This window comes from Paenibacillus shirakamiensis, from assembly GCF_017874255.1.
In the GTDB taxonomy this organism is placed as follows: domain Bacteria; phylum Bacillota; class Bacilli; order Paenibacillales; family Paenibacillaceae; genus Fontibacillus; species Fontibacillus shirakamiensis.
In genome coordinates this window covers 349,703-375,760 of the sequence record NZ_JAGGLD010000001.1, presented here as the reverse complement: position 1 = coordinate 375,760, position 26,058 = coordinate 349,703, and the positions used below count along the sequence as shown (strand labels likewise).

General features: G+C 42.2%; 22 protein-coding genes. 6 read left to right on the top strand and 16 right to left on the bottom strand.

Annotation, left to right across the window (positions count from 1 at the left end):
• Positions 1-14: 14 nt before the first annotated feature.
• From J2Z69_RS01710 to J2Z69_RS01690, 5 genes are all read right to left on the bottom strand, one after another.
• Positions 15-302 carry an Fpa/YlaN family protein gene (locus tag J2Z69_RS01710; RefSeq protein ID WP_209858593.1) on the bottom strand — a complete coding sequence of 96 codons (288 nt, stop codon included), beginning with the start codon at positions 300-302 and terminating at the stop codon, positions 15-17.
• 126 nt (positions 303-428) lie between these two features.
• Positions 429-674 carry an HPr family phosphocarrier protein gene (locus J2Z69_RS01705; RefSeq protein ID WP_209858591.1) on the bottom strand — a complete coding sequence of 82 codons (246 nt, stop codon included), beginning with the start codon at positions 672-674 and terminating at the stop codon, positions 429-431.
• 82 nt (positions 675-756) lie between these two features.
• Entirely contained in the window at positions 757-1,872 is a 1,116-nt protein-coding gene (locus J2Z69_RS01700; protein ID WP_209858589.1) for an aminopeptidase, read from the bottom strand.
• Between the two features lie 106 nt (positions 1,873-1,978).
• Positions 1,979-2,815 (bottom strand): hypothetical protein, encoded by an 837-nt coding sequence (locus J2Z69_RS01695; RefSeq protein ID WP_209858587.1) that lies wholly within the window; start codon positions 2,813-2,815, stop codon positions 1,979-1,981.
• A gap of 135 nt (positions 2,816-2,950) precedes the next feature.
• A complete protein-coding gene (locus J2Z69_RS01690; RefSeq protein ID WP_209858584.1) occupies positions 2,951-4,924 on the bottom strand; it encodes a sensor domain-containing diguanylate cyclase in 1,974 nt (657 codons plus the stop codon).
• A 462-nt stretch (positions 4,925-5,386) separates the two neighbouring features.
• On the opposite strand from J2Z69_RS01690, the gene rpsD reads away from it, so the two are divergent.
• Positions 5,387-5,986 carry a 30S ribosomal protein S4 gene (gene rpsD, locus J2Z69_RS01685; RefSeq protein ID WP_209858582.1) on the top strand — a complete coding sequence of 200 codons (600 nt, stop codon included), beginning with the start codon at positions 5,387-5,389 and terminating at the stop codon, positions 5,984-5,986.
• 613 nt (positions 5,987-6,599) lie between these two features.
• On the top strand, positions 6,600-9,719 hold the full coding sequence (locus tag J2Z69_RS01680; RefSeq protein ID WP_209858580.1) for a transglycosylase domain-containing protein: 3,120 nt from the start codon (positions 6,600-6,602) through the stop codon (positions 9,717-9,719).
• A 192-nt stretch (positions 9,720-9,911) separates the two neighbouring features.
• On the opposite strand, the gene acsA is transcribed toward J2Z69_RS01680, so the two are convergent.
• Entirely contained in the window at positions 9,912-11,636 is a 1,725-nt protein-coding gene (gene acsA, locus J2Z69_RS01675; RefSeq protein ID WP_209858578.1) for an acetate--CoA ligase, read from the bottom strand.
• A 273-nt stretch (positions 11,637-11,909) separates the two neighbouring features.
• Between acsA and J2Z69_RS01670 the strand changes: the two genes are divergently transcribed.
• Together J2Z69_RS01670 and J2Z69_RS01665 are read left to right on the top strand one after the other, a co-directional pair.
• Positions 11,910-12,542 (top strand): GNAT family N-acetyltransferase, encoded by a 633-nt coding sequence (locus tag J2Z69_RS01670; protein ID WP_209858576.1) that lies wholly within the window; start codon positions 11,910-11,912, stop codon positions 12,540-12,542.
• 27 nt (positions 12,543-12,569) lie between these two features.
• Positions 12,570-13,748 carry an acetoin utilization protein AcuC gene (locus J2Z69_RS01665; RefSeq protein WP_209858574.1) on the top strand — a complete coding sequence of 393 codons (1,179 nt, stop codon included), beginning with the start codon at positions 12,570-12,572 and terminating at the stop codon, positions 13,746-13,748.
• A 2-nt stretch (positions 13,749-13,750) separates the two neighbouring features.
• Here the strand turns inward: J2Z69_RS01665 and J2Z69_RS01660 are convergent, their stop codons facing one another.
• The 3 genes from J2Z69_RS01660 to J2Z69_RS01650 form a co-directional block, all read right to left on the bottom strand.
• Positions 13,751-14,473, bottom strand: a complete 723-nt coding sequence (locus tag J2Z69_RS01660; protein ID WP_209858572.1) for a 5'-methylthioadenosine/adenosylhomocysteine nucleosidase — start codon at positions 14,471-14,473, stop codon at positions 13,751-13,753.
• A gap of 89 nt (positions 14,474-14,562) precedes the next feature.
• Positions 14,563-15,582 (bottom strand): catabolite control protein A, encoded by a 1,020-nt coding sequence (gene ccpA, locus J2Z69_RS01655; protein WP_209858570.1) that lies wholly within the window; start codon positions 15,580-15,582, stop codon positions 14,563-14,565.
• 389 nt (positions 15,583-15,971) lie between these two features.
• Positions 15,972-16,415 (bottom strand): hypothetical protein, encoded by a 444-nt coding sequence (locus J2Z69_RS01650; RefSeq protein WP_209858568.1) that lies wholly within the window; start codon positions 16,413-16,415, stop codon positions 15,972-15,974.
• Between the two features lie 146 nt (positions 16,416-16,561).
• On the opposite strand from J2Z69_RS01650, the gene J2Z69_RS01645 reads away from it, so the two are divergent.
• Entirely contained in the window at positions 16,562-17,086 is a 525-nt protein-coding gene (locus J2Z69_RS01645; RefSeq protein WP_209858567.1) for a type 1 glutamine amidotransferase domain-containing protein, read from the top strand.
• Positions 17,087-17,154: 68 nt separating this feature from the next.
• Here J2Z69_RS01645 and ptsP read toward each other — a convergent pair whose 3' ends face one another.
• The 6 genes from ptsP to J2Z69_RS01615 form a co-directional block, all read right to left on the bottom strand.
• Positions 17,155-18,909, bottom strand: coding sequence for a phosphoenolpyruvate--protein phosphotransferase (gene ptsP, locus J2Z69_RS01640; RefSeq protein WP_209858566.1), 1,755 nt, complete (start codon positions 18,907-18,909; stop codon positions 17,155-17,157).
• Positions 18,910-19,098: 189 nt separating this feature from the next.
• On the bottom strand, positions 19,099-19,536 hold the full coding sequence (locus tag J2Z69_RS01635) for a CoA-binding protein (protein ID WP_209858565.1): 438 nt from the start codon (positions 19,534-19,536) through the stop codon (positions 19,099-19,101).
• 57 nt (positions 19,537-19,593) lie between these two features.
• A complete protein-coding gene (gene aroA, locus J2Z69_RS01630) occupies positions 19,594-20,889 on the bottom strand; it encodes a 3-phosphoshikimate 1-carboxyvinyltransferase (protein WP_209858564.1) in 1,296 nt (431 codons plus the stop codon).
• Positions 20,890-20,974: 85 nt separating this feature from the next.
• Positions 20,975-21,487 (bottom strand): shikimate kinase, encoded by a 513-nt coding sequence (locus J2Z69_RS01625; protein WP_209858563.1) that lies wholly within the window; start codon positions 21,485-21,487, stop codon positions 20,975-20,977.
• Between the two features lie 142 nt (positions 21,488-21,629).
• Positions 21,630-23,036: an NADP-dependent phosphogluconate dehydrogenase gene (gene gndA / locus J2Z69_RS01620; protein ID WP_209858562.1), complete on the bottom strand. Its 1,407-nt coding sequence runs from the start codon at positions 23,034-23,036 to the stop codon at positions 21,630-21,632.
• A 170-nt stretch (positions 23,037-23,206) separates the two neighbouring features.
• Entirely contained in the window at positions 23,207-23,803 is a 597-nt protein-coding gene (locus J2Z69_RS01615; RefSeq protein WP_209858561.1) for a hypothetical protein, read from the bottom strand.
• A 258-nt stretch (positions 23,804-24,061) separates the two neighbouring features.
• Between J2Z69_RS01615 and J2Z69_RS01610 the strand changes: the two genes are divergently transcribed.
• Complete coding sequence (locus J2Z69_RS01610; RefSeq protein WP_209858560.1) at positions 24,062-24,685, top strand: YktB family protein; 624 nt, start codon at positions 24,062-24,064, stop codon at positions 24,683-24,685.
• Between the two features lie 88 nt (positions 24,686-24,773).
• Here the strand turns inward: J2Z69_RS01610 and J2Z69_RS01605 are convergent, their stop codons facing one another.
• Complete coding sequence (locus J2Z69_RS01605; protein ID WP_209858558.1) at positions 24,774-26,051, bottom strand: MFS transporter; 1,278 nt, start codon at positions 26,049-26,051, stop codon at positions 24,774-24,776.
• Between the last annotated feature and the right edge of the window lie 7 nt (positions 26,052-26,058).

Below are 26,058 nucleotides of genomic sequence, written 5' to 3'. Positions count from 1 at the left end.
TATCCGGAGACAGGCTACTCTTTTGTATTCAATGCTTCATAGAGAAGTGCCAAAGTCCGTTCAAGTTTGCTTAAGATCTGCTTACCTACAAGCGGATTTACTAATCCTGCTCGAACTGCAAAATCTACCTCTTTGGAGAATCCAAACATTTGTGTATCCAATACTTCTTCATACAGAGGGCAGTAACGAGTTGCCAAGTTCTCCATCTGCACTTCTATCAGCTTTTCTATTTTATCTGCGTCTTCTTGCAAAAGACTCAGCGCTTTCATATTCAACTGTTCCTGCAAATCAGATGAAGTCATGCATCTTCCCCCTGTCTACAAAATCTTCGACCACTTCTTCCTCTAATATTAGACGAAATCGCTTGTCAATACAAGAACCTAAACGAAAAACACTCCTACAAATGTAGGAGTGTTCAATGAATGTTATTATTCGCCAACTACGCGAACATGCAAACCATGTTTTGCGAAGACTTCAGATACTGCTGCCTTTGCTTCTTCTTCGTCTGGACCATGTACATGAAGTTCATAGCTCTCAGAATTCACCAAAGTAGTGAATAATCCTAAAATACTTTTCACATCAATATATTTGCTGTCTGCTTGTAGAACGATAGATGAAGTGAATTTACCCGCAGTCTGGGCAATTTCAACTACTGCTGCGTTATTGTTCGTCATGGAAAAGTCCTCCATTTTCTGAGTTTGATATATGTCCATAATACCTTGAATCCGTTTTCGAGGCAACTAAAATATGGATAGATTAGATCAATTGCTCGGGATTCAGAGCCTCTAACTCTGGAATGACGAACAAGCCATCTTTACGAATGAGGCGATCATCAAAATAAATTTCTCCGCCACCATAATCTGCACGTTGAATCAATACCAAGTCCCAATGAATGGATGAACGGTTGCCGTTATCTGCCACTTCATAAGCTTGACCTGGAGTAAAATGGAAACTTCCCGCAATTTTCTCATCAAATAATGTATCTTTCATCGGATGAAGAATATACGGATTAAAACCTATTGCGAATTCACCAATGTAGCGAGCGCCTTCATCAGAATTTAACAACTCATTGATACGCTCTGTCTCATTACTTGTCGCTTCAACAATTTTTCCTTGTTCAAAACGGAATTTAATATTATCAAAAGTTATCCCATTATAAAGGGAAGCCGTATTAAAGCTAATGGTTCCATTTACAGAATCTCTTACTGGAGCAGTATATACCTCACCATCTGGGATATTATTTTGACCCGAACATTTAATAGCAGGAATATCTTTAATAGAGAACTGCAAGTCTGTGCCTGGAGCTACCAAACGCACTTTGTCTGTACGGTTCATCAAATCAGCCAATGCATCTTGGGCACGGTCCATTTTAGCATAGTCTAGATTACATACGTTAAAGTAGAAGTTCTCAAATGCCTCGGTACTTTGATTCGCCAGTTGAGCCATACTCGCATTAGGATAACGAAGCACGACCCATTTCGTATGCTTTACCCGTTGTTCACTATGTACAGCATGGTTATAAATGGAGTTAAATAACTTCATATTCTCATCAGGAACATCTGCTAGCTCATTCACATTCTCTCCAGCACGAATGCCTATGTAACAGTCCATTTGCTTCATTCGGCTCACATCTTGATCTGCCCATGTCTGAATTTGTTCCCGGTTAGCATATTTCAAAATAGAACGTTGCACCTTCCGGTCCGTCAATTGTACAAAAGCATGTCCACCGCGGTGTGCTACTTCTTCCAGAATAGCGTTAACTAAATCGCGTTCTGTTCCGATCATTTCAACAAGCACATTTTCGCCCGGCTGAACATTGACCGAATAACCTACTAAATTTTGAGCTAATTGCTGAATTCTTGGGTCTTTCATAGATGTAACCTCCTAATAAATACGCATATAATAATTGAACTATGGTTAATTCCTTATTATTGTAGCATTTTGAACTATCCAAGTCAGCAAGCTCTGTAACCTGCTGTTATTTATCATAGGAGTGGAATCGGCAGTTTGTTATCATCGTCTCCGCGTTTCCTGTTGTCCCGCTCACATGTGTCTCTGATGTAATACTCTGTGGAAGCCCCGAGCGTGAATTAATGGTAAGATGATAAGTTGTTTTTACTTTAACGGTGTTAAGCCTTTCTTCCATTTTCTGTTTCCCTTCATTCCAGATGGCATAGGCTTGCTCTTTTCGCTTGGTTTTTTGAGCAGAGGACTCCTTCAGATGAATCTTCTGTTGCTGTCCCTCCCAGTTCACAAGAACTTGGTTCATTTCAGACTCCAGTTCACGTTGGAGCGCAGCTTTCGCCTCTGTTGCTCCAAGTTCTATACGAAGCACTTTCGTTCCTCGAGCCGCCATACTCTCAAGGCTTATCTTTTTATCTTTAGCTTGGTGAATCTCCTCCAGTTGGGAGAGCGGATTAATTCTCTGCACAGGATGACTTTCTTGCTCATCGGAAGGCTTGCTGAGCAGACTCCACTTTCCCATTCTCCATTCCATATGTGATTGCTGCGCCGCATCCGTTGCAGAAGCCATACCCACTTGTCCAACTGCAGAGTGATCAGAATACTGCGTAGTCATTGTCAAAAGTTTATGATTTTGTAGTTGACCTTCATATTGAACAATTCCTTCTGCTTGCTGTTGATTCCCCGCCACTAGTGAGGCTTCCCCGTCAAAACTTAACGTATCACTTCCGGCTAACCCTGCCCATGTAAAATCGAACCATTCCGCGCCAGACCGTGAGTTACCACAAGATGCAAGAAGAAGAGTGCATAGAAGAACACCACATATAGTCAAGCGAATTTTAGTCAAATGCATACTACTAGCCCCCTGCTCTTTTCTATATCTTTGGTTCCTCTTTTAGTTTTTCCTCCCAGTATCTACTTATGCACCCTAGATAGCAAAAAAAGAACATCCATGAATGGATGCTCCTTTTGCTCCTCACACTTTACATTAGGTATTTAAATGATGCTCCCCTATGCGGGTCTGGTTCCGCCCATTGTTTTTAGATTGATACAACGCCATATCTGCACGATAAAATAGAGATTCCACGCTAATCTTATCATCTCTGCGGTTCCACTCCGAAATTCCACAAGATACGGTAACCGATGGGCTCGTCTCAGCCTCTACACGAACTCTAATATCCTCAGCGATATCTCGAGACTTCATAATATCTAGCCCAGGCAAATACACGGCTAATTCTTCACCGCCCCAGCGGGCTGGAATATCAATTTTTCGGATGGCACTACGTATAATTACGCATACTTGCTTAAGAATTTTATCGCCAATTTGATGTCCATAACGGTCATTGATCTGTTTGAAATGATCGATATCCACTACAATAAGAGACCCGTTGGCATCCCGACTTTGTAACTCCTGCACAACATCATCTAAATAATGACGAGCGAACAGGCCTGTAAGCATATCCCGATTGGCCATCCGCCTAACTTCAGCATGTAAAGAGGCATTAGCGATTGCTAGACCAATATGGATGGACAATAATTGTAATAATTTATAGTTATCATAAGAAAAGAAGTAGGGCTGACTGTGAACTAGCAAGATCGTTCCAATAACTTCGCCACGTACAATTAGAGGAGCTCCAATTAATGAACGTGCTCCCGAGAACTCCATAAGCTTTGAATACACTCTGCCATATTCTCTGTAATCGGATAAAATGATAGGTTCCTTGGTTGCATATACTAACCCGTTAAATCCATAATCTCGTGGGAAGACTTCTTTTGCCAACTCAGGAATATTACATGAGACCATCTCAAAAAATTCTTTATCTTTATCTAATTGAGAAATACAACAATGTTCGGCATCAAAGATATGGAGTAACTCTTCCGTTGCAAACTTGAATACTTCTTTCAATTGAAGACTTTGACTAAGCTGCTGAGTAAGTTCATTAATTAAACGAAGTTCATGAATTAGCAGATTAGATTGTTCATACAGTTTGGCATTCTCAAATGAAGTTCCCGCTGTGTCTGCCAGCATATTGATTAATTGCATATCTACCTCTTCGAATTGATCTCTAGGAATATATAGGTGAAACACCCCATATACGCCTTGTTTACCAGACAATGGAACAGCAAGTTCTAGATAAGCTTGCCCATCATCGCCTACATAATCATTACGAAGCATAATTCCTTCCATAAAAGCACGAACACACAGCTGCTCCTCATCATCTTGAAGAGAGAGGGGCTTCACTCTTGCGTTTTTGCTCTGATGATCTTGTGACATGAAAATCTCAAGCTTTGCATTAGGATAAACACCAGCTAAGCTATCGAGAACCTCATTGATGACAGCATCCACATCAATTTTATCTTGTAAACGCTGTATAACCTGAAAAAGAAAAGTACGACGCTGTGTCTCTTTACGAGATTGTACCTGAATACCCAACAGATCTTTAACGAACATATTCTCAAGCTGCTTATAAAAGCATGCCGTAAAGTGTTGACCCACCATTTTGAGAGCGGTAGGCATCCATCCCAGATCAGGTGCTTCTTGAGAATAGACACATCCTAAATAAGCATACGTCTCTTGCTCTTGCCGCGTTCTCAGCGGGATGGTAGAGATCAGCCAATCTTTGCTGTCATGGAGAACCCTCAAAGGTTCCAGTACCGCAATGGACATCCACTCAGAAGATGTGGTAATTGTATCTGAGCATTTAATTGGTCCTTCTGAGGAATCCGCACAATCCGATTGGATCATATCTCCTCTTACATTCGTGACAAACCAAAATCTAAGTTCTTCATGATATGTAGAAGCTGCATGTTGCCACTCTTCAAAAGCTGCTTTTAAAAAATGATCTATGTAGATGAAATCATGAACATTAATATCCATCTGTTCCAACCAGTTCATTTGTGACTCAGGTAAAGTGGCCGGGATGTGATGAACCAGTGGGACCTCTCGTGGATGTTCTGCCATAGGGGGCTCCTTCTGCACCGTGTCTCCGACGGCGTAATAGTAACTTTTATCAACTTCCTTACTTTAACATATTACATAACCAGAATTCCTCAGTCCCAATAATTAAACCTCTACGTTTAGTATTCTACTATGTTAAAATGGATTTTGCATCAAAATTTCAGATTTTAGGCCCATATTTTTAGTTCAAAAGCCCTATCGACAAAATACCCGTTTTTTAAACAAATATAACACCTTGACTTTAACCCTATACTTCATATAGAATTTATTATTGATGAAGACTGGATAGAGTCCTCAATATCGGGCGTAAAAATGTGTCACCCTCACGGCTTTGTTGCTTACTGGACAGCGGCTGAACTCTCCAATAAGTAGTACGGACAACCTATCCCTTCCGTACGACAGACAAACTCGGCGCAAATTGTAGCCCCCCCTCAAAATTCAAATTACGAAGGAGTCTACTATACAATGGCACGTTACACAGGTCCTAAATTTAAACTCAGCCGTCGTCTCGGCATTTCTTTGAGCGGCACAGGAAAAGATTTGAAACGCCCTTTCCCTCCAGGTCAACATGGTGCAAACCAACGGAGAAAAGTAAGCAACTACGGTATGCAACTTCTTGAAAAACAAAAACTTCGTCATATGTACGGTTTGGGCGAAAAACAATTTAAAACATTGTTCACAAGAGCACAAAAAATGCAAGGTATTGCTGGTGAGAACTTCATGTTCTTGCTTGAATCCCGTTTGGATAACTTGGTATACCGTCTTGGATTTGCTAACTCCCGTGCAGGAGCACGTCAGTTGGTATCCCATGGTCATATCACACTTAACGGCAAGAAAGTCAACATTGCTTCTTACCTCGTGAACACTGGTGATGTTATCAGTCTTCGTGAAAGAAGCCTAAGCCTATCTTCTGTTAAAGAAGCTGTGGAAAACCGTTCCCATCTTCCAGCTTACTTGGAATTCAACGATACTTCCCTTGAAGGTAAGTTCATTCGTCTTCCTGAGCGTTCAGAGCTTTCCCAAGATATCGATGAGAAACAAATCGTCGAGTTCTACAACCGTTAATAACATCAATCCCGGAGATTTTATCTCCGGGATTTTTTGTGTACACATTATATATAAATCCGTGAAGCTGCAATAGAATTCGTGCCTTCTCTATACTTTACTTAAGTAAACACTCGCATTGCCCTCCATTGTTCCCTCGAACAAAGCCCTTTTCTCAATTACAATAATATCCCAATACATTCCGAATTCAACAGTATAATCAGATATATTCTAGCTAATTACACAACCTTATTGACCAATTCCATTCGTTAATTTCCCCCATTTTTAGTATGTCATCTTCTGTATTTATAAATGAACCCTTCTTGATATAAGCAGAATAATATAAAATCAAGTACTTCTTAAACAAATGAAAACAGACTAGTAAACCTAGTGAATTCACAGTTCTATACATTTAAATTAAAATTTATAGAGTTTATTTACCACCTTCTACTAGTGTTTCCAAACCTTTATCTTTATGAATATGTAGATAGCAGTATATGTTATATGGTGTAGGCTTATCAAATTGAATGCAATGAATTCCATATATTGTTGATCAGCGAACAGCTGTATGGCGAAAAGAGGTTCAAATTGTCGTTTTTGTGCTATAATGTTGCTGTTAAAAAGGAGGATACCCATGGTTGAAAAAAACGAAAAGGATCCTGGAGAACAGAATCGCCCTCGCGGGAGTTGGGGCAAAACAACCTTGAAAGCGGTTCTATGGTTGGGTCTGGTCGCCTTTGCTGGGATTCTGTTTGTTGGAGGCGTCGTATTAGGTTACGTCTCTTCCATCGTTAAAGATGATCCTGTACGCTCACGTGTGAGCATAGAACAAAAAATTAGCACGAACAATATTACGGGATTTGCTTATTTTCGAGATGGAACTCCGATTGGTCAGCTTAGATCTGAAGAAGACCGCAGACCCGTTACCTTTGACAAGATTCCTCGAAATGTCATCGATGCTGTGTTATCCATTGAAGATAATGATTTTTATAGCCATCCTGGAGTAGATTTTAAAGGCACAATGCGGGCAGTCAAACAAAAAGTGTTAAATGAAAGCACGCAAACTGGAGGAAGTACATTAACTCAACAGCTTGCCCGCCGAGTATTCTTAAATCTAGATCGAACTGACAATCGAAAGGTAAAAGAAATACTACTTTCTTTACGTCTAGAACGATTTCTGAGCAAACAAGAAATACTAACTGCATATTTAAATAAAGTCCCTTTTGGTAATGGTTCCAATGGGTACAATGTATTCGGCATTCAAGCCGCTGCTCGAGGAATTTTTGGTATTGCCGATTTAACGAAGTTAAATACAGCTCAGTCAGCTTATCTAGCTGGCCTGCCGCAGCTTCCTTCTGCCTATTCCGCTTACAACGGGAAAGGTGAGTTTATGAAGGATAATTTTAAGCGTGCTATGAAGAGGCAACATCTTGTATTGCAACGAATGCTAGAAGAGAACAAAATCAATCAAACTCAGTACAGCAAAGCACTTTCTTTTGATATTAAGTCTTCCTTAGCTCCACAAACCAAAAAAGCATATGATACTTATCCGTACCTTATGCTTGAAACCGAGCGCCAAACTGCTCAAGTCCTTGCTTTACTCAAAGATCCCAAACTAGATAAAAATAACATTCCAACTCAAGCGATTGATGAAGCGAAGCAGCAATTAATGGTGGGTGGATACCGGATTTATACAACTATCGATCCTAAAATTTATAGTGCTATGCATAAGGTCTCAGATAACAGCAATAATTTCTCCCCTGCAAGTAAATCTAAGGGACTTGAGCAAGTCGCTGGCATGATGATTGATCATCGCACAGGCGGGATACTAGGCATGATTGAAGGCCGCAGCTTCTATACAGAGCAGATGAACTATGCCACACAAATGGTTAGACAGCCAGGTTCCACAATGAAGCCTATCGCTGCTTATTTGCCCGCTTTGGAGAAAGGTCTTATTCAACCGGCTGGCATCATTGATGACTCCCCTATGATCTTGAGGGATTATCAAAAGGGATTCCATATACCAGTCAACTCCAGCGGTGGCTATAAAGGTTTGGTTACAGCACGTACAGCCCTGAATGAGTCCCGTAATATTCCAGCCCTTAAATTATTCAATCAAGTTGTAGGCATTCCGGATGCATGGGCGTTTACTAAAAAGTTAGGCATCACTACAATACAGAAAAGTGACTATCAATCACAGACAGGGGTTCTTGGAGGGCTCAAAACAGGTGTATCCGTGCAAGAGCTAACTAATGCCTATGGCTCTATTGCGAACCAGGGAGTATACAACGACTCGTATATGATTGATAAAATCACCGACTCCAATGGTAATGTCGTGTATCAACACCAGCTTAAACCTCAGCAAGTGTTCTCCAAACAAACAGCTTTTCTTATGACAGATATGCTTAGAACTGTCATTTCCGAGACAGGTTCTACAGGTCATACTGTAGCCAAAGATTTTAATAAATATGGGCAAATTCCAATCGTAGGAAAAACCGGAACAACACAGAACTACGGCGATGTCTGGTTCATGGGATATTCTCCTGACGTTACGCTTGGGGTCTGGGTAGGCTACAAAGAACCTAAAAATACTTTAGAGACCAAAGCAGCTAAAGGGAGAGCCCGATCGATATGGGCCTTAGTTATGAATGAAGTAACAGCTGCCAAACCCGAGATATTTAAAACGCCTGCATTTAACAAGCCTGAAGGAATTGTAACGCGAACCGTGTCAGGATATAGTGGATTGTTACCCACAGCCTTAACTCGCCAAGCAGGTAAAATGGTGACGGATGTATTCAATATTAAATACGTTCCCACCAAATCAGACAATGTTCTGGTGAGAGCCAAATATATTACTTATAATGGCGTGAATTATATTCCACATGATGAGACACCTTCGGATATGGTTAAAGAAAAAGTTGTGATGCGGCGCGACACATCCATTAAGGACTTGGTAGATGAACTCCAAGCAGCTTTCTCCAAAATGAAGGGAAATCATAAACCTATTAGCTTCTATATGCCAAAAGACGCCGGGGAGGATGCACCTAGCAAGGTAGATCCTAGGATGGACGATGGGCATGCTCCCTCAGCTCCCACTAGTGTCAGAGTCTCTGCGCGTGCAAGTAGTCATACCATTACGTTTGGCGCTAACCCTGAGCGAGACGTAGTAGGCTATCGCGTCTACAAGTCGCTAGACGGTAACGGATTCCAATATGTGAATGCTGTCCTAACTGGAGAAGCAACTCGATTCAATGTGGGGACATCTTACGGACATAATTATTCATTTTATGTTACTGCAGTCGATGTAGGAGGACATGAGTCCGCTCCTAGTACAGTCGTGACCTCTAATGGCATTACATCGCCTCTTCCTGATCCTATAGATCCAGTAGTTCCTGATACAGATTCACCGAATGAAATGCCAGTTGAAGGGACAGGAAATGGTCAGACAGGTGGAGATACAAATGGAGATACCGAAGGAACACTATCTGCTCCTTCAGTTCCCCATCAATTACAAGGTCAAGTCAGCACAGATGGGATACGGATCACTTGGGAGGCCAATAAAATCGCTGAAAAAGTAACCGGATATAATATCTATTTTGCTGACAAAGATAAAGGAATATATACCTTAGTAGCTACCGTTCGAACCAATCAATACAGCTTCATAGCTCCCTCCATTCACGGAAATGTTCGTGTCACTGCCGTCAATAGCTCGGGAGAATCGGTTCCAACCTCTTCATTGACAGTTGAAAAATAAAAGATTTGCACTAACTAAAAATGGCCAACATAATGATGAAGATCATTAGTTGGCCATTTTGGTGTATCTTATGAAAAGATTTACTATCAAATTTGTTGTCATTCACTTCATCTCTACTCCAAATATAACAATGACAAAAGACGAACGGATATCATAGTCCACTCGTCTTTTGTCGTATTCATAAATTATAGATTAGTCCTCAATTGTAGATAAATCGCCTACCGGAAGCTGGAGCTCCCAAGCCTTTAGTACACGGCGCATAATCTTGCCTGAGCGTGTCTTTGGAAGCTTATCCTTAAATTCAATCTCACGAGGTGCTGCATGAGCAGACAGCCCGATTTTGACGAACTTTGCAATTTCTTCTTTCAGTTCATCAGAAGGTTCATATCCTTCACGTAAAGAAATGAAAGCCTTGATAATCTCTCCTCGTGTAGGGTCAGGCTTACCAATAACACCTGCCTCCGCAACAGCTGGATGTTCAACCAACTTACTTTCGACTTCGAAAGGACCAATTCGCTCTCCTGAGGAGTTGATTACATCATCAATACGGCCTTGGAACCAGAAGTAACCATCTTCATCTTGATAAGCAGAATCACCAGAAATGTACCATCCATCAATTCGGAAATACTCTTCATATTTGGTTGGGTTATTCCAGATTTTACGCATCATCGATGGCCATGGCGTCTTAATTGCCAAATTGCCCATTCTATAAGGAGGAAGTACTTTACCGTTATCATCGACGATGGCGGCCTCTACTCCAGGGATAGGTCGTCCCATTGAACCCGGCTTCATGGGAAGGGACGGGTAATTACAAATCAGCTGAGCACCCGTCTCAGTCATCCACCATGTGTCATGTATTCTTTGACCGTAAACTTTAACTCCCCAGCGAACGACTTCAGGGTTAAGAGGTTCTCCTACCGAAAGAATATGACGAAGGCTAGAAAGGTCATATTGCGCAATTATATCTTCTCCTGCTCCCATAAGCATGCGGAATGCTGTAGGTGCACTATACCACACAGTAACTCCATATTTTTGAATCGTCTGATACCAATCAGCTGGACTAAATCGTCCACCCCGCACAACATTCGTAGCGCCGTTAAGCCAAGGAGCAAATATACCATAAGACGTACCCGTTACCCACCCTGGATCTGCTGTACACCAGTATATATCATCCTCTTTAAGGTCAAGGACAACCTTTCCCGTATAATAGTGTTGTATCATATTATTCTGAACATGATATACACCTTTAGGTTTGCCTGTAGATCCTGAGGTATAGTGAATGATAAGACCATCTTCCCGTTCTAGCCATTCAATCTCCGTCTCAGAAGAGGCCTCACTCATTGCCGAACGATAATCCGTTAATCCATCATCCGTAGGCACATCGTTCCCCACGACAATAATATTCTTTAGCTCGGGAAGTTCATCCCGCTTGACTCGCGCAAGCAAGGTAGGCGTAGTAATTAAAGCCACCGCACCACTATCCTCAAGTCGGTCTTTTACAGCCGTCTCCATAAATGCTTCGAATAACGGACCTACCACAGCTCCTACTTTAATGGTGCCTAGAATACTAACATAAAGTTCTGGCGTCCGTGGCATAAAGACGAATACTCGATCACCTTTGCTAACTCCTAAATTACGCAATACATTAGCGAATTTGTTCGATTGTAATTGAAGATCTTCATAAGTATAAGATTCATCACGTTCTGCATCGCTATACAGCAGTGCCGTCTTCCCTCCGCGTCCTGCATCTACATGACGATCAATGGCTTCATAAGCCAAGTTAAGTCGTCCTGTAGTAGACCAAGAGAACTCTTTCTCAACATCTTCCCATTTAAACTCATTATACGTTGTTTCGTAATCACCCAAATTGGATGAGGGTGCCACTGCAGCAATGACTTCCCCTTGAAGTTGATTCATCATTTCATCCTCCTTTAATCCTGTTTGTACTTTGGATAGTGGCAAGTTTGAATTCATGAAAATAGAAACAAGTCGGATTTTAGGACAGCGCTTACAAGAATTTTGTCGAAAAAAATCGAATGCCGTCTTTTTGTGATTCCAACCCTGTCAACAATTTAAATGTGAAGGTTTTATGTCAGAAAATATTATAGCATATGCACCTGAAAGCGGCTACACTTTTCAAATATTGTTTTTTCTGCTATAAGTGAGAGGAAAGAGGAAAGGAGAACGACGATGGAACATCGTAAAGTGTACCACGCCCAGATCCTGTCCCGTCCACCTTATGAAATTACGGTGGAAGGACCCGTATCATCCGAAGAACTCCGTCGTCTTAGCATGCATCCTCAATTGGATGCTTTTCGCAGGCCCTTAGATCAATTCGAAGCGCTTATAGAGATTGCTTCCTTACCAGAAGGACGCATGATCATCGCCCGTCATCATGATGTTATCGTGGGTTATGTAACTTTTCATTATCCGGATGAGATGGAACGCTGGTCACAAGGCGGCATGCAAGACCTAATTGAGCTTGGCGCTATTGAGGTAGCTGATGATTACCGATCTTTAGGACTCGGCTCTAAGATGATTCGCACGGCCTTTAAAGAGGACCAAATGGAGAATTATATCGTATTTACCACAGAGTATTATTGGCATTGGGATTTGAAAAGCAGTGGTCTTGATGTATGGGAATATCGTAAAATGATGGAAAAATTGATGCAAACTGTTGATATGGTTTGGTATGCCACGGATGATCCAGAAATTTGCTCTCATCCTGCCAATTGCTTGATGGTTCGTATTGGTAAAAATGTGCCGCTCGAATCAAAAGAAGAATTCGACCGAATTCGATTCCATCAACGATTCATGTACTAACTCAAGGAGAGGGGGGAATGAACCGTCATGTCCGGGAAGGCCGTATTTGTTCATCATGATCAAAACTTAAATTATCATTTTCATGACAGTCATCCCTTCCATCCCATTCGCCTGCAACTCACGATTGATTTGTTATCTGAAGTAGGTGCTTTACCTTTGGAGGCCAAAATTCTGTCTAGACCTGCGAATGAGGAGGAACTCCTTCGCATCCATCATGTGGATTACATCAAAGCTGTTCAAGAACTCAGTGCTGAAACACCTGCTTCGGAGTGGATTGCTAAAGCAGAGCGCTATGGGCTATTAGATGAAGATACCCCCTATTTCACAGGGATGCACGAAGCCTCCTCTTATATAGCTGGTGGTACACTTACTGCTGCTGAAGCTGTCATGTCTGGGAAGGCAGATCATGCTTTACATCTTGGCGGTGGACTTCATCATGCGCTCATCGGTAAAGCCGCTGGATTTTGTGTCTATAATGATGCAGCTGTAGCTATCGCCCATATTCGTGAAAAGTATCAAGCTCGAGTACTTTACATTGATACAGATGTGCATCATGGAGATGGGGTGCAGTGGAGCTTCTACTCGGACTCAGACATCTGCACCTACTCCATTCATGAGACAGGAAAGTATTTATTCCCGGGAACCGGTTTTGTTCATGAACGCGGTGAACATTTAGGCTTTGGCCACTCCGTCAATCTCCCTCTTGAACCTTATACAGAAGATGCGTCTTGGATGGAGTGCTTCAAAGAGTCTATTACTCGGCTTACTGCTCATTTTAAACCGGATATCATTGTAAGCCAGCACGGATGCGATGCTCATGCTTTTGACCCGCTCTCTCATATGCACTGTAGTATGAATATTTATCAACAAATGCCTGCAATCATTCATGAATTAGCTCATACTCACTGTCAGGGGCGCTGGGTTGCCGTCGGTGGCGGGGGATATGACATTTGGAAAGTTGTTCCTCGGGCTTGGAGTCTGCTTTGGCTAGAGATGAGTTCGGATCCCCTAGTAGAGCAAATCAAACAAGAACCCTTAACCTTGCTGCCTAAGGCATGGATTCAGCGATGGACAATACAGGCTCCTGTCCCCCTCCCAACACAGTGGATGGATGACTTAAGTCAATGGGAACCTATACCACGCAGAAGTGAAATTACAGCAAAAAACCGCGAGATTCTCGCGGTTGCACTACAAGATATCGGATGATATTACGCCTGTTCAACAGTTGAATTCCAATGAACTAGCATGTCATTTACAATTTCATAGGAACGACGGGAAGCCTCTACGGTAAACTCAGCAAAATTCACATGTGCGCTCCCGTCCGCCTTATCGGACATCGAACGAAGAACAACATAAGGAATGTCATTCAAGTAACTCACTTGAGCTAGGGCGGCACCTTCCATTTCGACGCATGCCCCTCCCATTTCCTCATACAGTCTACTTACTACACTATGATCTGCGATGAATTGATCACCTGATAATACTTTGCCTATAATATAGTTATGATTATGACATACTCGGCTGCACGCATCTTTCGCAAGCTTCATCAACTGTGCATCTGTTAGGAAATCAGAGACGGCTTGATAGGGTATAACGCCTCGCTCAAACCCAAGGGCCGTAACATCCATATCATGTTGCTGACAGGAAGAAGAGATGACAATATCTCCAATATTCAACTGAGGATCTACAGCTCCTGCAACTCCTGTAAATATAATAGCCGACACTTGAAAACGGTCCACTAAGATCTGAGTAGTTACAGCGGCATTCACTTTTCCTACGCCTGAACGACATACCACAACGGTAAGACCATGAAGTTGTCCCTCAGTAAAAGTAACGCCCCCTACCACAACGGCTTTCTTCTCTTCCATCGCTCCAAGCAGCAAAGCAATCTCTTCATCCATAGCGCCCATTAACCCTAATTTAATTGTCATCTTCCTTCTCCTCTCATTAAAAAAGCCCCCGTTAAGGAGCTTTTATCCGTTCTATACCCTTTTGACTATATCTCTTTATAGTTCTCTATCTAAACTTCCTTGTTCTCAAGGTGGTTCACCGATAAACGAAGAATTGTCTCATGCGGAAGAATAACTCGGGCATTCTCCACATGTTCCTTTTTCATCAGCTTGGTTAGTAGACGCATAGCTACAGCTCCCAAATCATACATCGGTTGTGCCACTGTAGTGAGCTGAGGACGAACCATTGAAGCCATGCGAATATTATCTACACTAATCACCGAGAAATCATCCGGTACTTTGAGGCCTTCATCTTGAATGCTGTGAATGGCACCTATAGCCATCTCATCTGTAGCTGCAAAGACAGCCGTTGGGCGCTTCTTCAATCCTAAGAAGTATTTCATTGCTTCTACGCCAGATTCATATCTGTAGTTCCCAATTCGAACAAGATCTTCTTGATAATGAATACCTGCAGCTTCAAGTGCACGTTTGTAACCTTGAAAACGAGCAAATCCATTTGCCGGGTCTTGCAACGTGCCACTAATCATCGCAATTTCACGGTGTCCATGGCGAAGCAGAGTATTCACCGCATCAAAAGCAGCAGCTTCATGATCGATGTCCACAGAAGGAATGGTTCCATTTTCTTCGCTAGTAGCGCACAGCACAATCGGTACCGATGAGGTCTGGAATGCTTGAATGTGTTCATCTGTAACGGTTCCACCCATGAAAAGAAGCCCGTCCACTTGTTTCTCAAGCAAGGTGTTAATTACGCGAATTTCTTTCTCTTTACGCTTATCTGCATTACACAAAATAATATTATAGTGATACATATTCGCTATATCTTCAATACCTCTTGCGATTTCTGCAAAAATCGAATTCGATATATCAGGAATAACTACGCCTACAGTAGTTGTCTTCTTACTAGCCAAACCTCTGGCTACAGCATTTGGGCGATATCCTAGACGCTCAATTGCTTCATATACCTTCTTCCGGGTCTGAGGCTTCACGTTCGGGTTGTTGTTCACTACCCTCGAAACCGTAGCCATTGAGACGCCAGCTTCACGTGCCACATCGTAAATGGTAACCGTCACATTATTCTCTCCATTGCCAATAAATTTTTCATTCTGATCGCGTGAATGGCTGATGTATCCGAACGAACTAAAAATCAGCAGCGGCTCTTGATCATGTCGGTCAAAATAGTTATTTTGGGCTGTTGACTTTAGTATACTCTTTAGATTAGTTAGATTTATGATACGACAATTCTATACATTGTGCAATGATAACGCCATCATCTATAAGAACCTAACCTTATTATAAAGGCAGGTAATACTAATCTTGCGATCTCTATATTCCCTAACTCCTAATTTCAAATCGCTATATGCTAATTTAAAATTTAATTACCGATTGTCATATCGTAACAAAAAGTAAGGAAAAAATCCACGATTCGTGAAAATTCCAGCTTTTTTTTCATAACAGAGGCTCAAGGAGCCTGAATCTTTTGTCGATTTTTTGCAAATTGTGTTAACTGACAAAGCCTTCCTTTTACATCTTCCATCCAAAAATCGTCCTTGTTATCTTTAGCATAGCCATATAAATCTAAGAGAAGATTAATTCGTTCTTGTCTACGCTCATTCAACATACCTTCCAGATTATCCATGTCCAAGTCAGGAACTTGTCTGAAAATTCCATAGAGCAAATCGGCAATTTCATTGTATTCATTGAAGTAAATCAGTTGTGAACCTTCTGCAGTTCTCCAATCTTTCAAAAGAGTAAGCAAATGAGGCTTCACTTCAGAAATCACTTCGTAATTAGAGCAATATTCACACTCCAATATTGGCACATTCTCAATTTGAATTCGTCCTTCGAAGATGACATGACGAAATCCAAGGTTCATATCTAGTCCGCAATCACAGACTTTGCGCACACCAATCACCTCATTCATATTATGTACACTGCATGAAACCGTATAACAACAACATGCAGAATGTGAAAAAAGTTTTGGTTTTTGATACAATTAAATAATTGAAATGACTTTTCGTCAAGACTTGTCATGCAGAGGAGGAACTTCATTTGAGACTAACTGGTAAAAAGATCATTGCTTTAGTAGATGAAGAATTTGAGGATCTTGAGCTATGGTATCCGATCTATCGCGTCCGAGAAGAAGGAGCAGAAGTTCATCTAGCAGGTGCGGAGAAAGGCAAAAAATACATCGGAAAATATGGCGTTCCCGCCATCGCAGATTATGCTTTTGATGAACTGAATGCTCAAGATTATGATGGAATTCTAGTTCCAGGTGGATGGGCACCAGACAAGCTGCGTAGATATCCCAAGGTTCTTGAACTCGTTAGAGAACATCATGCTTCCAAAAAGCCAATCGGTCAAATCTGCCACGCAGGATGGGTGTTAATCTCCGCTGGCATTCTAGAGGGAATTACAGTAACCTCAACCCCAGGTATTAAGGATGACATGGAGAATGCAGGTGCAATTTGGGAAGACAAAGATGTCGTTATTGATGGGCACATCATCTCCGCTCGTCGTCCACCGGATCTTCCCCCTTATGGTAAAGCATTCTGTGATGCATTGGCCAAGCATTAGAAGCATAAAAACATTAAAATAAATAAAACCGCTGAAAGCTTTATGCTCTTCAGCGGTTTTTATTATGGCTAAATACATTTCTGAATAGTGGGTGTATTAGAAGTCACTTGAACGGAAGCTTGCTCTAGATAGGCCTCGACTTCTTGACTTGTACGTAACCGATAACACTGTTCTCCAATGATTGCGGCTCCTGTCGACTCGGTGTTCAAAATACGATGCTTCACACGGAGTAACGACTGAGGCGACATGCTCAGGTCCCTAATGCCTAAATGTAACCACAGGGGTACCGCTCGTTCGTCACCGGCCATCTCCCCGCATACGCTCACAGGAATGTGCGCCGCATTAGCGGCTTCTACTGTAGAGCGAATCATTCGTAACACAGCAGGATGATAAGGAGTATAGAGATGAGCAATTTGTTCGTTCATGCGATCGACAGCCAAAACATATTGCACCAGATCATTTGTTCCAATACTAAAGAAATCTGCTTCCTCTGCTAATAAGTCAGCGATGGCCGCAGCAGCAGGAACTTCAATCATAATTCCTACTTGAATATCTGGATCATAAGGTAGACCTCTGTAGTCTAAATCTCTCATTACTTCTCGAAGTATTCCATTCGCGGTTTGAAGCTCTTCGACAGAAGAGATCATGGGATACATCAGTTTTACATTCCCAACTGCGCTCGCTCTTAGAATAGCCGACAACTGCGTACGAAACAAATCTGTACGATCCAGACTAATCCTTATTGCGCGATAACCGAGAAATGGATTGTCTTCTTCTGAAAGAGGAAGATATTCTAATTCTTTGTCTCCTCCGATATCCAGCGTACGAATGACTACAGGGTGTCCCGAAGCTTTTTCAGCTACTTGACGATAGGCCTCATACTGTTCTTCTTCATCTGGTAGTGATGAACGGTGCATATAAAGGAACTCCGTGCGAAATAACCCCGCACCCTCTGCCCCATGCTTAAGTGCAGCATCAAAATCTTTGAGCGAGCTAATATTGCCAGCTAATCGAATCTTGACCCCATCCAACGTGCGACCTTCCTCAGAAGCTAGAAGCTGAAGTTGCTCTTTGCGCTTAGTTTGTTGTTTTAAGATTATTCCGTATCGTTCAATCATTTCTACATCTGGATTCTGAGATAGTTCTCCACTATCCCCATCGATAATTAGCATATCCCCCGTCTGAACCGGAATTTCTAGCTTGTTATCCAAACCAGAAATAAGGGGGATTCCTAAAGCTCTAGCCATAATGGCTGAATGAGAAGTCTTCCCCCCCGTCATCGTGACCATGCCAAGTACGTTGCTTGGATTCAAATGCACTAGTTGCGAAGGAGATAACTCTTTGGCAACTAGAATATAGGGCTGCGTATCCGCAGGAAGTGTAATATCGGGTGTCCCCAATAAATGTTTTAGTAACCTGTTCCCTACATCTTTAATATCTAAAGCACGTTCTTTCATATATTCATCATCGAGTAAATCAAACATCGTAACAAAATGATCAATGGCTTCTTTTACTGCAACTTCGGCCGCTTTGTATTGACGTTCAATAATACCCTGAATTTCGCTCATAAATACAGGATCTTCAAGAATGGCTAGATGGGCATCAAAAATATTAGATTCTTCCGTACCTACCATCTCTCTAATCTCGTTCTTAATCATCTCAATTTCACTCTTCGAGGTGCGTATGCCTTCATTTAACCGTTCGAATTCTTTGGTGAGGTCCATACTCTCCATTCGGCGATCTGGAACATCCCACTCCCACGAAGGCAGTACAAAAGCTTTACCGATGGCAACCCCGCTTGAAGCGCCGATCCCTTGAATCATATAGCATCCTCCAAATCCCTAGCAATAATCCTCTCTATCCTGTTAAACATGGTAATCGTCACCCTTAGTCTTGTCAAAGGAAAAAAAACTTTTCTATCTCTCTAAGGAAGATCTATCCATCATTTTAGCTCCATATGGAAGAAAGGGTACTCCTAGGAGTACCCTTTCCAAAATATGATGGACTCATGCTTATTTATTACTTCGATTGGGAGCAGTTACTGCATCCTCCACTTTGATACAGCGATCCATAATGACGGTTAGCCCTTGATCTGCAGCAATTCGATTTGCCTCATCACTGAAGACACCTAACTGCAGCCAAAGCACCTTAGCTCCAATCTCTGTAGCTTCTTGTGCTACTTCAGGTGTGAATTCACTTCTACGAAACACGTTGACGATATCTACTGGCTCGGGAATATCTTTAAGGGAGGCATACGTCTTCTCGCCTAAAATATCGGCCTTTACGGTAGGATTCACCGGAATGATACGATATCCTCTAAGTTGCAGTGCTTCAGACACCATATATGAAGTACGATCACTTTTATCAGATAACCCGACCACAGCAATGTTACCTGCTGCTTCTAGAATGGCCTTAATTTCCTCGCGACTTGGATTCTCAAAAGATGACATGGATACAACCCCTTTCAATACTTAGATAAATAACATGGTTCTCAACCATACCTTTCTTTATTCTTGTACCCATTCTACCAAAGCTCCAAGCGCAGTCATATGTTCAAAGAACTGCGGATATGATTTAGCCACATGATGAGCATCTCGAATACGAAGAGGTTGCTTAGCACCCAGACCCACAATTGTTAAGGCCATAATTACGCGGTGGTCATAGTGAGCATTGATCTCTACGCCACCTTCGACCCCTTCCGGACGACCATGTACAATAATCTCAGCTTGGCGCTCCTCGACATGAGCTCCTGCCTTCTTGAGTTCATTTAAGTAATCTGTGATTCGATCACATTCTTTGTATCTTAAATTCTCTACATTATAGAATCTAGAAGTGCCTTCAGCAAATACAGCAGCCGCTACCATAGCAAGTACTGCATCTGTAGCAGCATCACCATCAAACTCTATAGCTTTAAGTTTCCCTTGGCTTTGAATACGTACAATTCCCTTGTCATGCGTAAGCGGAACCTCCATCATGCGCAAGACATCTACTATAGCCCGCTCCCCTTGCTTGCTCTGCTCTTCCAGACGGTGTACGGTTACATCAGATCTAGTCACTGCAGCGGCCGCTAGAATCGCTGCTGACCCCGGATAGTCTCCTTGAACGGTGTAAGTCGTTGGCTGATAGGCCTGCCGCCCTTGAACATGGAAGTGAACATAATCATCTTGGAACTCAATATGAATACCCGCTTGCTTCAGAACTTCTAATGTCTGTCCTACAACTACTTTAGACTTCAAGTCACCAAGTACTTCAATATGACTGTCTTCTTGCAGCAAAGGGGTGAGAAAGAGGAGTGCACTAAGATATTGAGAACTGACTTCTCCCGAGACCTGAATATGTCCACCTTTAGGTGATCCACCTTGAATCCGAATTGGCAGACGTCCTTGCTCATGCTCTACGTGCACCCCAAGCTGCTGAAGTGCATCAATAAGATCATCATGGGGACGTTTTCCTAAAGAGTCAGGATAAGTATTTACAAAGGTAACATCTGGGCTTAATGCTGTTACGGCCATTAAAAATCTTAGAACCGCCCCCGCATTTCCCACATTGAGTTCTTTCACATCACGAGGATGAGCACCAAAACCAGTAATCACAATTTTCTCTTCATCTTCATCTAGGGTTGCACCTAGGTCCGAAATACACCGACGCATGGCATCGCTATCTTCACTATGTGCGGGATAAAAAATAGTACTTGTGCCCTCGGCTAAAGCCGCTGCAAGCAAATAACGTGTCGTATAATTCTTAGAAGAAAGAGCCTGAATTTCACCCTTAAGTTCAGGTGTAGGCCTAACTAGAATATCCATATGTACACTCCCTCAATGCGCTCGATTATTTAATGAACGTTTAATATTTTAAGTATAACACTTTTATAATGTTTTGGCACAAAGCTTAGACGCGGTAATGCATTAAAATATTCATTGTGACTTCTTCAGCACATAACCCTGCAGTATCTATGGACTGATGAGCAAAATTATAGGAAGACTTTCGTTCCTCCAGCAGCTCAATAATGCGTTCTCTAGCTCCCCCAGCTAAAAGCGGCCGATTGGGGTCCTCTCCTACACGTCTCATTATACTTTCAGCATCCGCCTGTAAAGCGACGACCCAGCCCCGATTCAACATAACTGTACAGTTCTCATGTCTCAGCACTGCGCCACCTCCTGTGGCTACAACTAGACCATCCTGTTCCATCAGTTCGGCAAGCACTTCACTTTCTAAATCTCGGAAATATAACTCGCCTTCGTCTTCAAATATCTCAGGAATGGATTTCCCAGCCTTGACTTGAATAAGATGATCTAAGTCTACCATGTGGTGCCCTGTCTGCCTTGCAAGCAACTCACCTACGGTTGATTTTCCCGTTCCCATCATCCCAATTAATATGATATTGCCTTTGGGTTGGTTCATGTTCATCACCTACTTTATTAACTTTTGCATTATCATATCATATTCTTTTGGCGGCCAAAAGACAGGTTGTGTCAACAAAAAAAGGCAGCTCTTTTAGGGCTGCCTTGGTTAAATCGTTCAATCCATATGGAAAAGCTATTCGTTAGAACCAGTGATGATGGAACACGCCTTCTTTGTCCACACGCTTGAAGGTATGAGCACCGAAGTAATCCCGCTGAGCTTGCAACAAGTTCGCAGGCAACCTCTCTGTACGGTAGCTGTCGTAATAGGACAAAGCGCTAGAGAAACCTGGAACAGGAATGCCATTTGTCACTGCTGACGCGATAACTTTACGCCATGCATCTTGATAATTCTCTACAACGTCTTTGAAGTATTCATCTAATAGCAAATTCTTCAGCGCCGCATCGCGATCATAAGCATCCTTAATATTTTGCAAGAATTGGGAGCGAATAATGCATCCACCACGGAAGATCATGGCAATATTGCCGTATTTCAAATCCCAACCATATTCGTCAGAAGCAGCACGCATTTGAGCAAAACCTTGTGCGTAAGATACAATTTTACTTGCAAATAGCGCTTTACGTACATTTTCAATGAATTCCTCTTTGTTGCCATCAAATGAAGGCGTAGGACCTGTAAGGATCTTGCTAGCCGCTACACGCTCTTCTTTCATAGCGGATAGGAAACGAGAGAATACGGATTCCGTAATCATAGATAGCGGCACACCTAAATCTAATGCGCTTTGGCTTGTCCATTTTCCAGTACCTTTTTGTCCAGCCGCGTCAAGAATCACATCGACCATTGGTTTGCCTGTCTCTTCATCATATTGCGAGAAGATGTCTGCGGTAATCTCGATCAAATAGCTATCAAGTTCCCCTTTATTCCACTCTGTAAAAATGCTGTGCAGTTCTTTGGCATCTAGATGAAGAACATCTTTTAGCAAATGATAAGCTTCACCAATAAGCTGCATGTCTCCATATTCAATTCCATTGTGCACCATTTTCACATAATGACCGGCACCATCTGGCCCAATATATGTGCAACATGGGTCACCGTTAACTTTAGCTGAAATTGCTGTAAAAATAGGTTTTACAATTTCATATGCACTTTCTTGCCCCCCTGGCATAATGGCAGGTCCAAGTAAAGCGCCTTCTTCCCCACCGGATACGCCTGTCCCAATGAATCGCAAGCCTTTGGCTTCCAAATCCTTGCTGCGACGCTGTGTATCCGGGAAAAAGGCATTACCGCCATCAATAATGATGTCGCCTTCATCCAAATGAGGTACCAGTTGATCAATCGTTGCATCCGTAGCGGCACCCGCTTGAACCATAATAAGAATTTTACGCGGCTTCTCTAAAGATTCAACAAATTCCTCAATTGAGAATGTGCCGTGCATGTTTTTGCCTTTTGCTTCATTCTCCAGTAAATCATGTGTCTTTTGCGGGGAACGATTAAATACAGATACCGCAAAACCTTTGCTTTCAATATTCAGTGCCAGATTTTTGCCCATAACGGCTAATCCAACGACACCAATTTGTTGTTTTGACATCGGTTCTTCATCCTTTGCAGACTATATTTTTGACAATAATATCATTTTAACGCTTTTGAGGAAGAAAGTGAATAGCACCGGGTAGCTCTCACGGAACCTTCACCCAATCTTCACTAAGAAACCACCTCATTTCTATGAAATAGAGGTGGTTATAAAAGAGATGGGGGAGCTTACCACTCTAGCTCAAATAGTTGACGGTGGAGCTTTCTCAGCTTCTCTTTGATTACATCTACTTGTTCTGCATCTCCTGCCTGTATCGCCGCATGGAGTCTTAATAATTCCTCATCGAGTTCTGCTTGTATGGCTTCCATTTGATGCTCCGCTGATCTAGAATTATACATATGTGACATCCGCTCCGAACTAGGCTCCGCCCCTTTTTGATATAATACCCGGTGCTCCAAGCCTGAAATTTCAACCATTCGAATCACTTCACCAAATAATATATTCTCAATTAAAATCTGGCGGTCTTTGAAACGCTTAACTACGGCATGACCTCTTAAATCTCCGATTAATTTCTCCAACCATTCTGCTAACTTTGCATCTTTAATAATATAATCTCCCACTAATTTATAGCTCTGTCCGGATTGTTGAAATCGCAGTTTGGTTAGTTTGCGGCCCGTACGAACAGATACAATAAAGATGGATTCACTCTCACTCCAATATAGAGAATACCCGTCTTGGATTAAGTCACGGATCAATTGCTGAATATGCTTGCGTTCAAAACGAAGTTCCAGATTACAGTACTCCACTTCGTAGCTTTTGTTCATGGCACTCCCTCCTTCAAGTGTTGCTTGGTAAAACTGCTTGAAAGTTTGGCTTTACAAGCTGTGGAACGCTGATTGTCCTCATCGTCCTGGCTACTGTTTACAATATCTTATACTTCATCCTATGTAACGGTAACTTGGATTATGGATTATTTTTACTTGAAAGTGGACAGCTCTTAGACAGTGCTGATCAGATTTTGATATAATTAAATCTAATGCATCTCACAGAATGAATAATGATGCTGACCAGGAGGCTTAATCATGACGTTTCAAGGATTTACTTCACAAGATTTTGATGTGTTTACCGTTCCAGGTCTTGAAGCCAGAATGGAGGTCCTGATCTCAGAACTTCGGCCCAAGCTTACTGAACTCGGGACAACACTTACCCCATATCTTTCTGCCATCTGTGGCGAAGAGATGTATCCCCATGTAGCCAAACATGCGAGAAGAACGGTGAATCCTCCCCATGACAGCTGGGTAGCTTGGGGCAACAGCAAGCGTGGATATAAAGCACTACCTCATTTTCAAGTAGGACTCTTCTCCTCTCATGTGTTCATCATCATGGCCGTGATCTATGAGAGTTCCAATAAGCTTATTCTCGCCAAATATTTGAAAAAACACGCAGATGAACTGAAAAAAAATATACCTGATTACTTTTATTGGTCCATGGATCACATGGACGCCGGGGGCACATTGCATAAGGATCTATCGTCTACAAATTTCAAGGAATACGCAGAGAAGCTGCAATCTGTGAAGAAGTCAGAACTATTGTGCGGTCTACGCATTGAACGAGAGGACCCCATTTTAAAAGATGGTACACAACTTTTAGAGCGAATCGAACAAACATTCGAAACCTTGCTTCCTTTATACAAAGCTTCTTTCTAACCTATGTGATTGTCAATTAAGAAAGGCACGTTGTACAGCTGCTATAAGCAGATGTATAACGTGCCTTTCTTGCAAAACAAATATTATATTAAGCTTGAATATGGAGCTTAGCCGCTTCTTGCCGGGTCAACTGCAAATGAATTACGAACAAGATCACCATAACGATGGCACTAGTCATAAAAGGAGCCGTAGGGCCGAACAGATCCCATAGACCTCCAGATACCATCGGTCCAAATACCATACCTGTACCTTGAACAGTTAGGAAAAGGCCCCACACCGCTCCTTTTTCCCCCTTAGGCAGCATATGAGAAATCATGGTATCCCATGTAGGCAAGATGAAAGAATAACTGATCCCAATCATAATGACAAGAACCCACAAAATTGGCACTGAGCGATTAACAGCGAAACACCCAATAGAAATGGCGGCCATAATAAAGCCGATATGAAGGAACCATTTTGTCCCGTGCCGATCCGCTAGCTTCCCAATCGGAATTAAGCCGAGCACAGTGATACCTCCTCCTACAATTAGCAAAATACTGTAACTAGCCGGTGAGAGATGAAGTACGGTCCGAATAAACAAAGTAATGACTGGTGTTAACAGACCTATAGCAAAGGATTGAAGGAATAAAGCTGGATATAGGAGCCAACTTACATTGAGATTTTTACGAATTTCCCCAATCGTATGCTTGAGGTTGGTCAAAATATGGGTAATTCCGCCTTTCATCAGGGCAGATTCGCCTTCAGGATGAAGCACTTTCGCATCTAATTTTCCTGTCTTATTCCGTCCGGGTAGGAAGAGAGATACGATGATAACTAGAGCCATACATCCTAGCAGTGTCAAAAATACTGGGCGATACGATCCCCCTACAAAGAAATTGATGACAATGGGGCCGCCTCCAGCTCCACCGAGACTTGACATCTGAATAATACCCATACTAGTAGCAAAGTTTTTATTTTCCCCGCTATTTGCAGACAAACCCATCATAATGCATGGCCACAATGGTGCCGTGCCCATACCTAACAGAGCACAACCGAGCACAATCCACAGCGTCTGACTTGTAAAGGCAATAAGTGCCACACCTGCGAACATAATTACTAAACCAATTGCCATCGTGAGCCTAAAACCAGCTCGCTCTATTAACCAACCCGAAGGGCTTCTAAATAAATTGTCTCCTATGTACTGCATGGAAATGGACAGACCTATAGCAAAGGTAGTCAGATGTAGTACATCCCCCATATATACAGGAAGGATAGTTACTAACATAGCTCCTTTTACAAATTCAACCAAGAACATGATGATCCATAGGTAAATAAATATCGGGGTAATAAGTTTTTTGGATCCATCCTTTGAATGTGTAAGTTCCATATTCAGC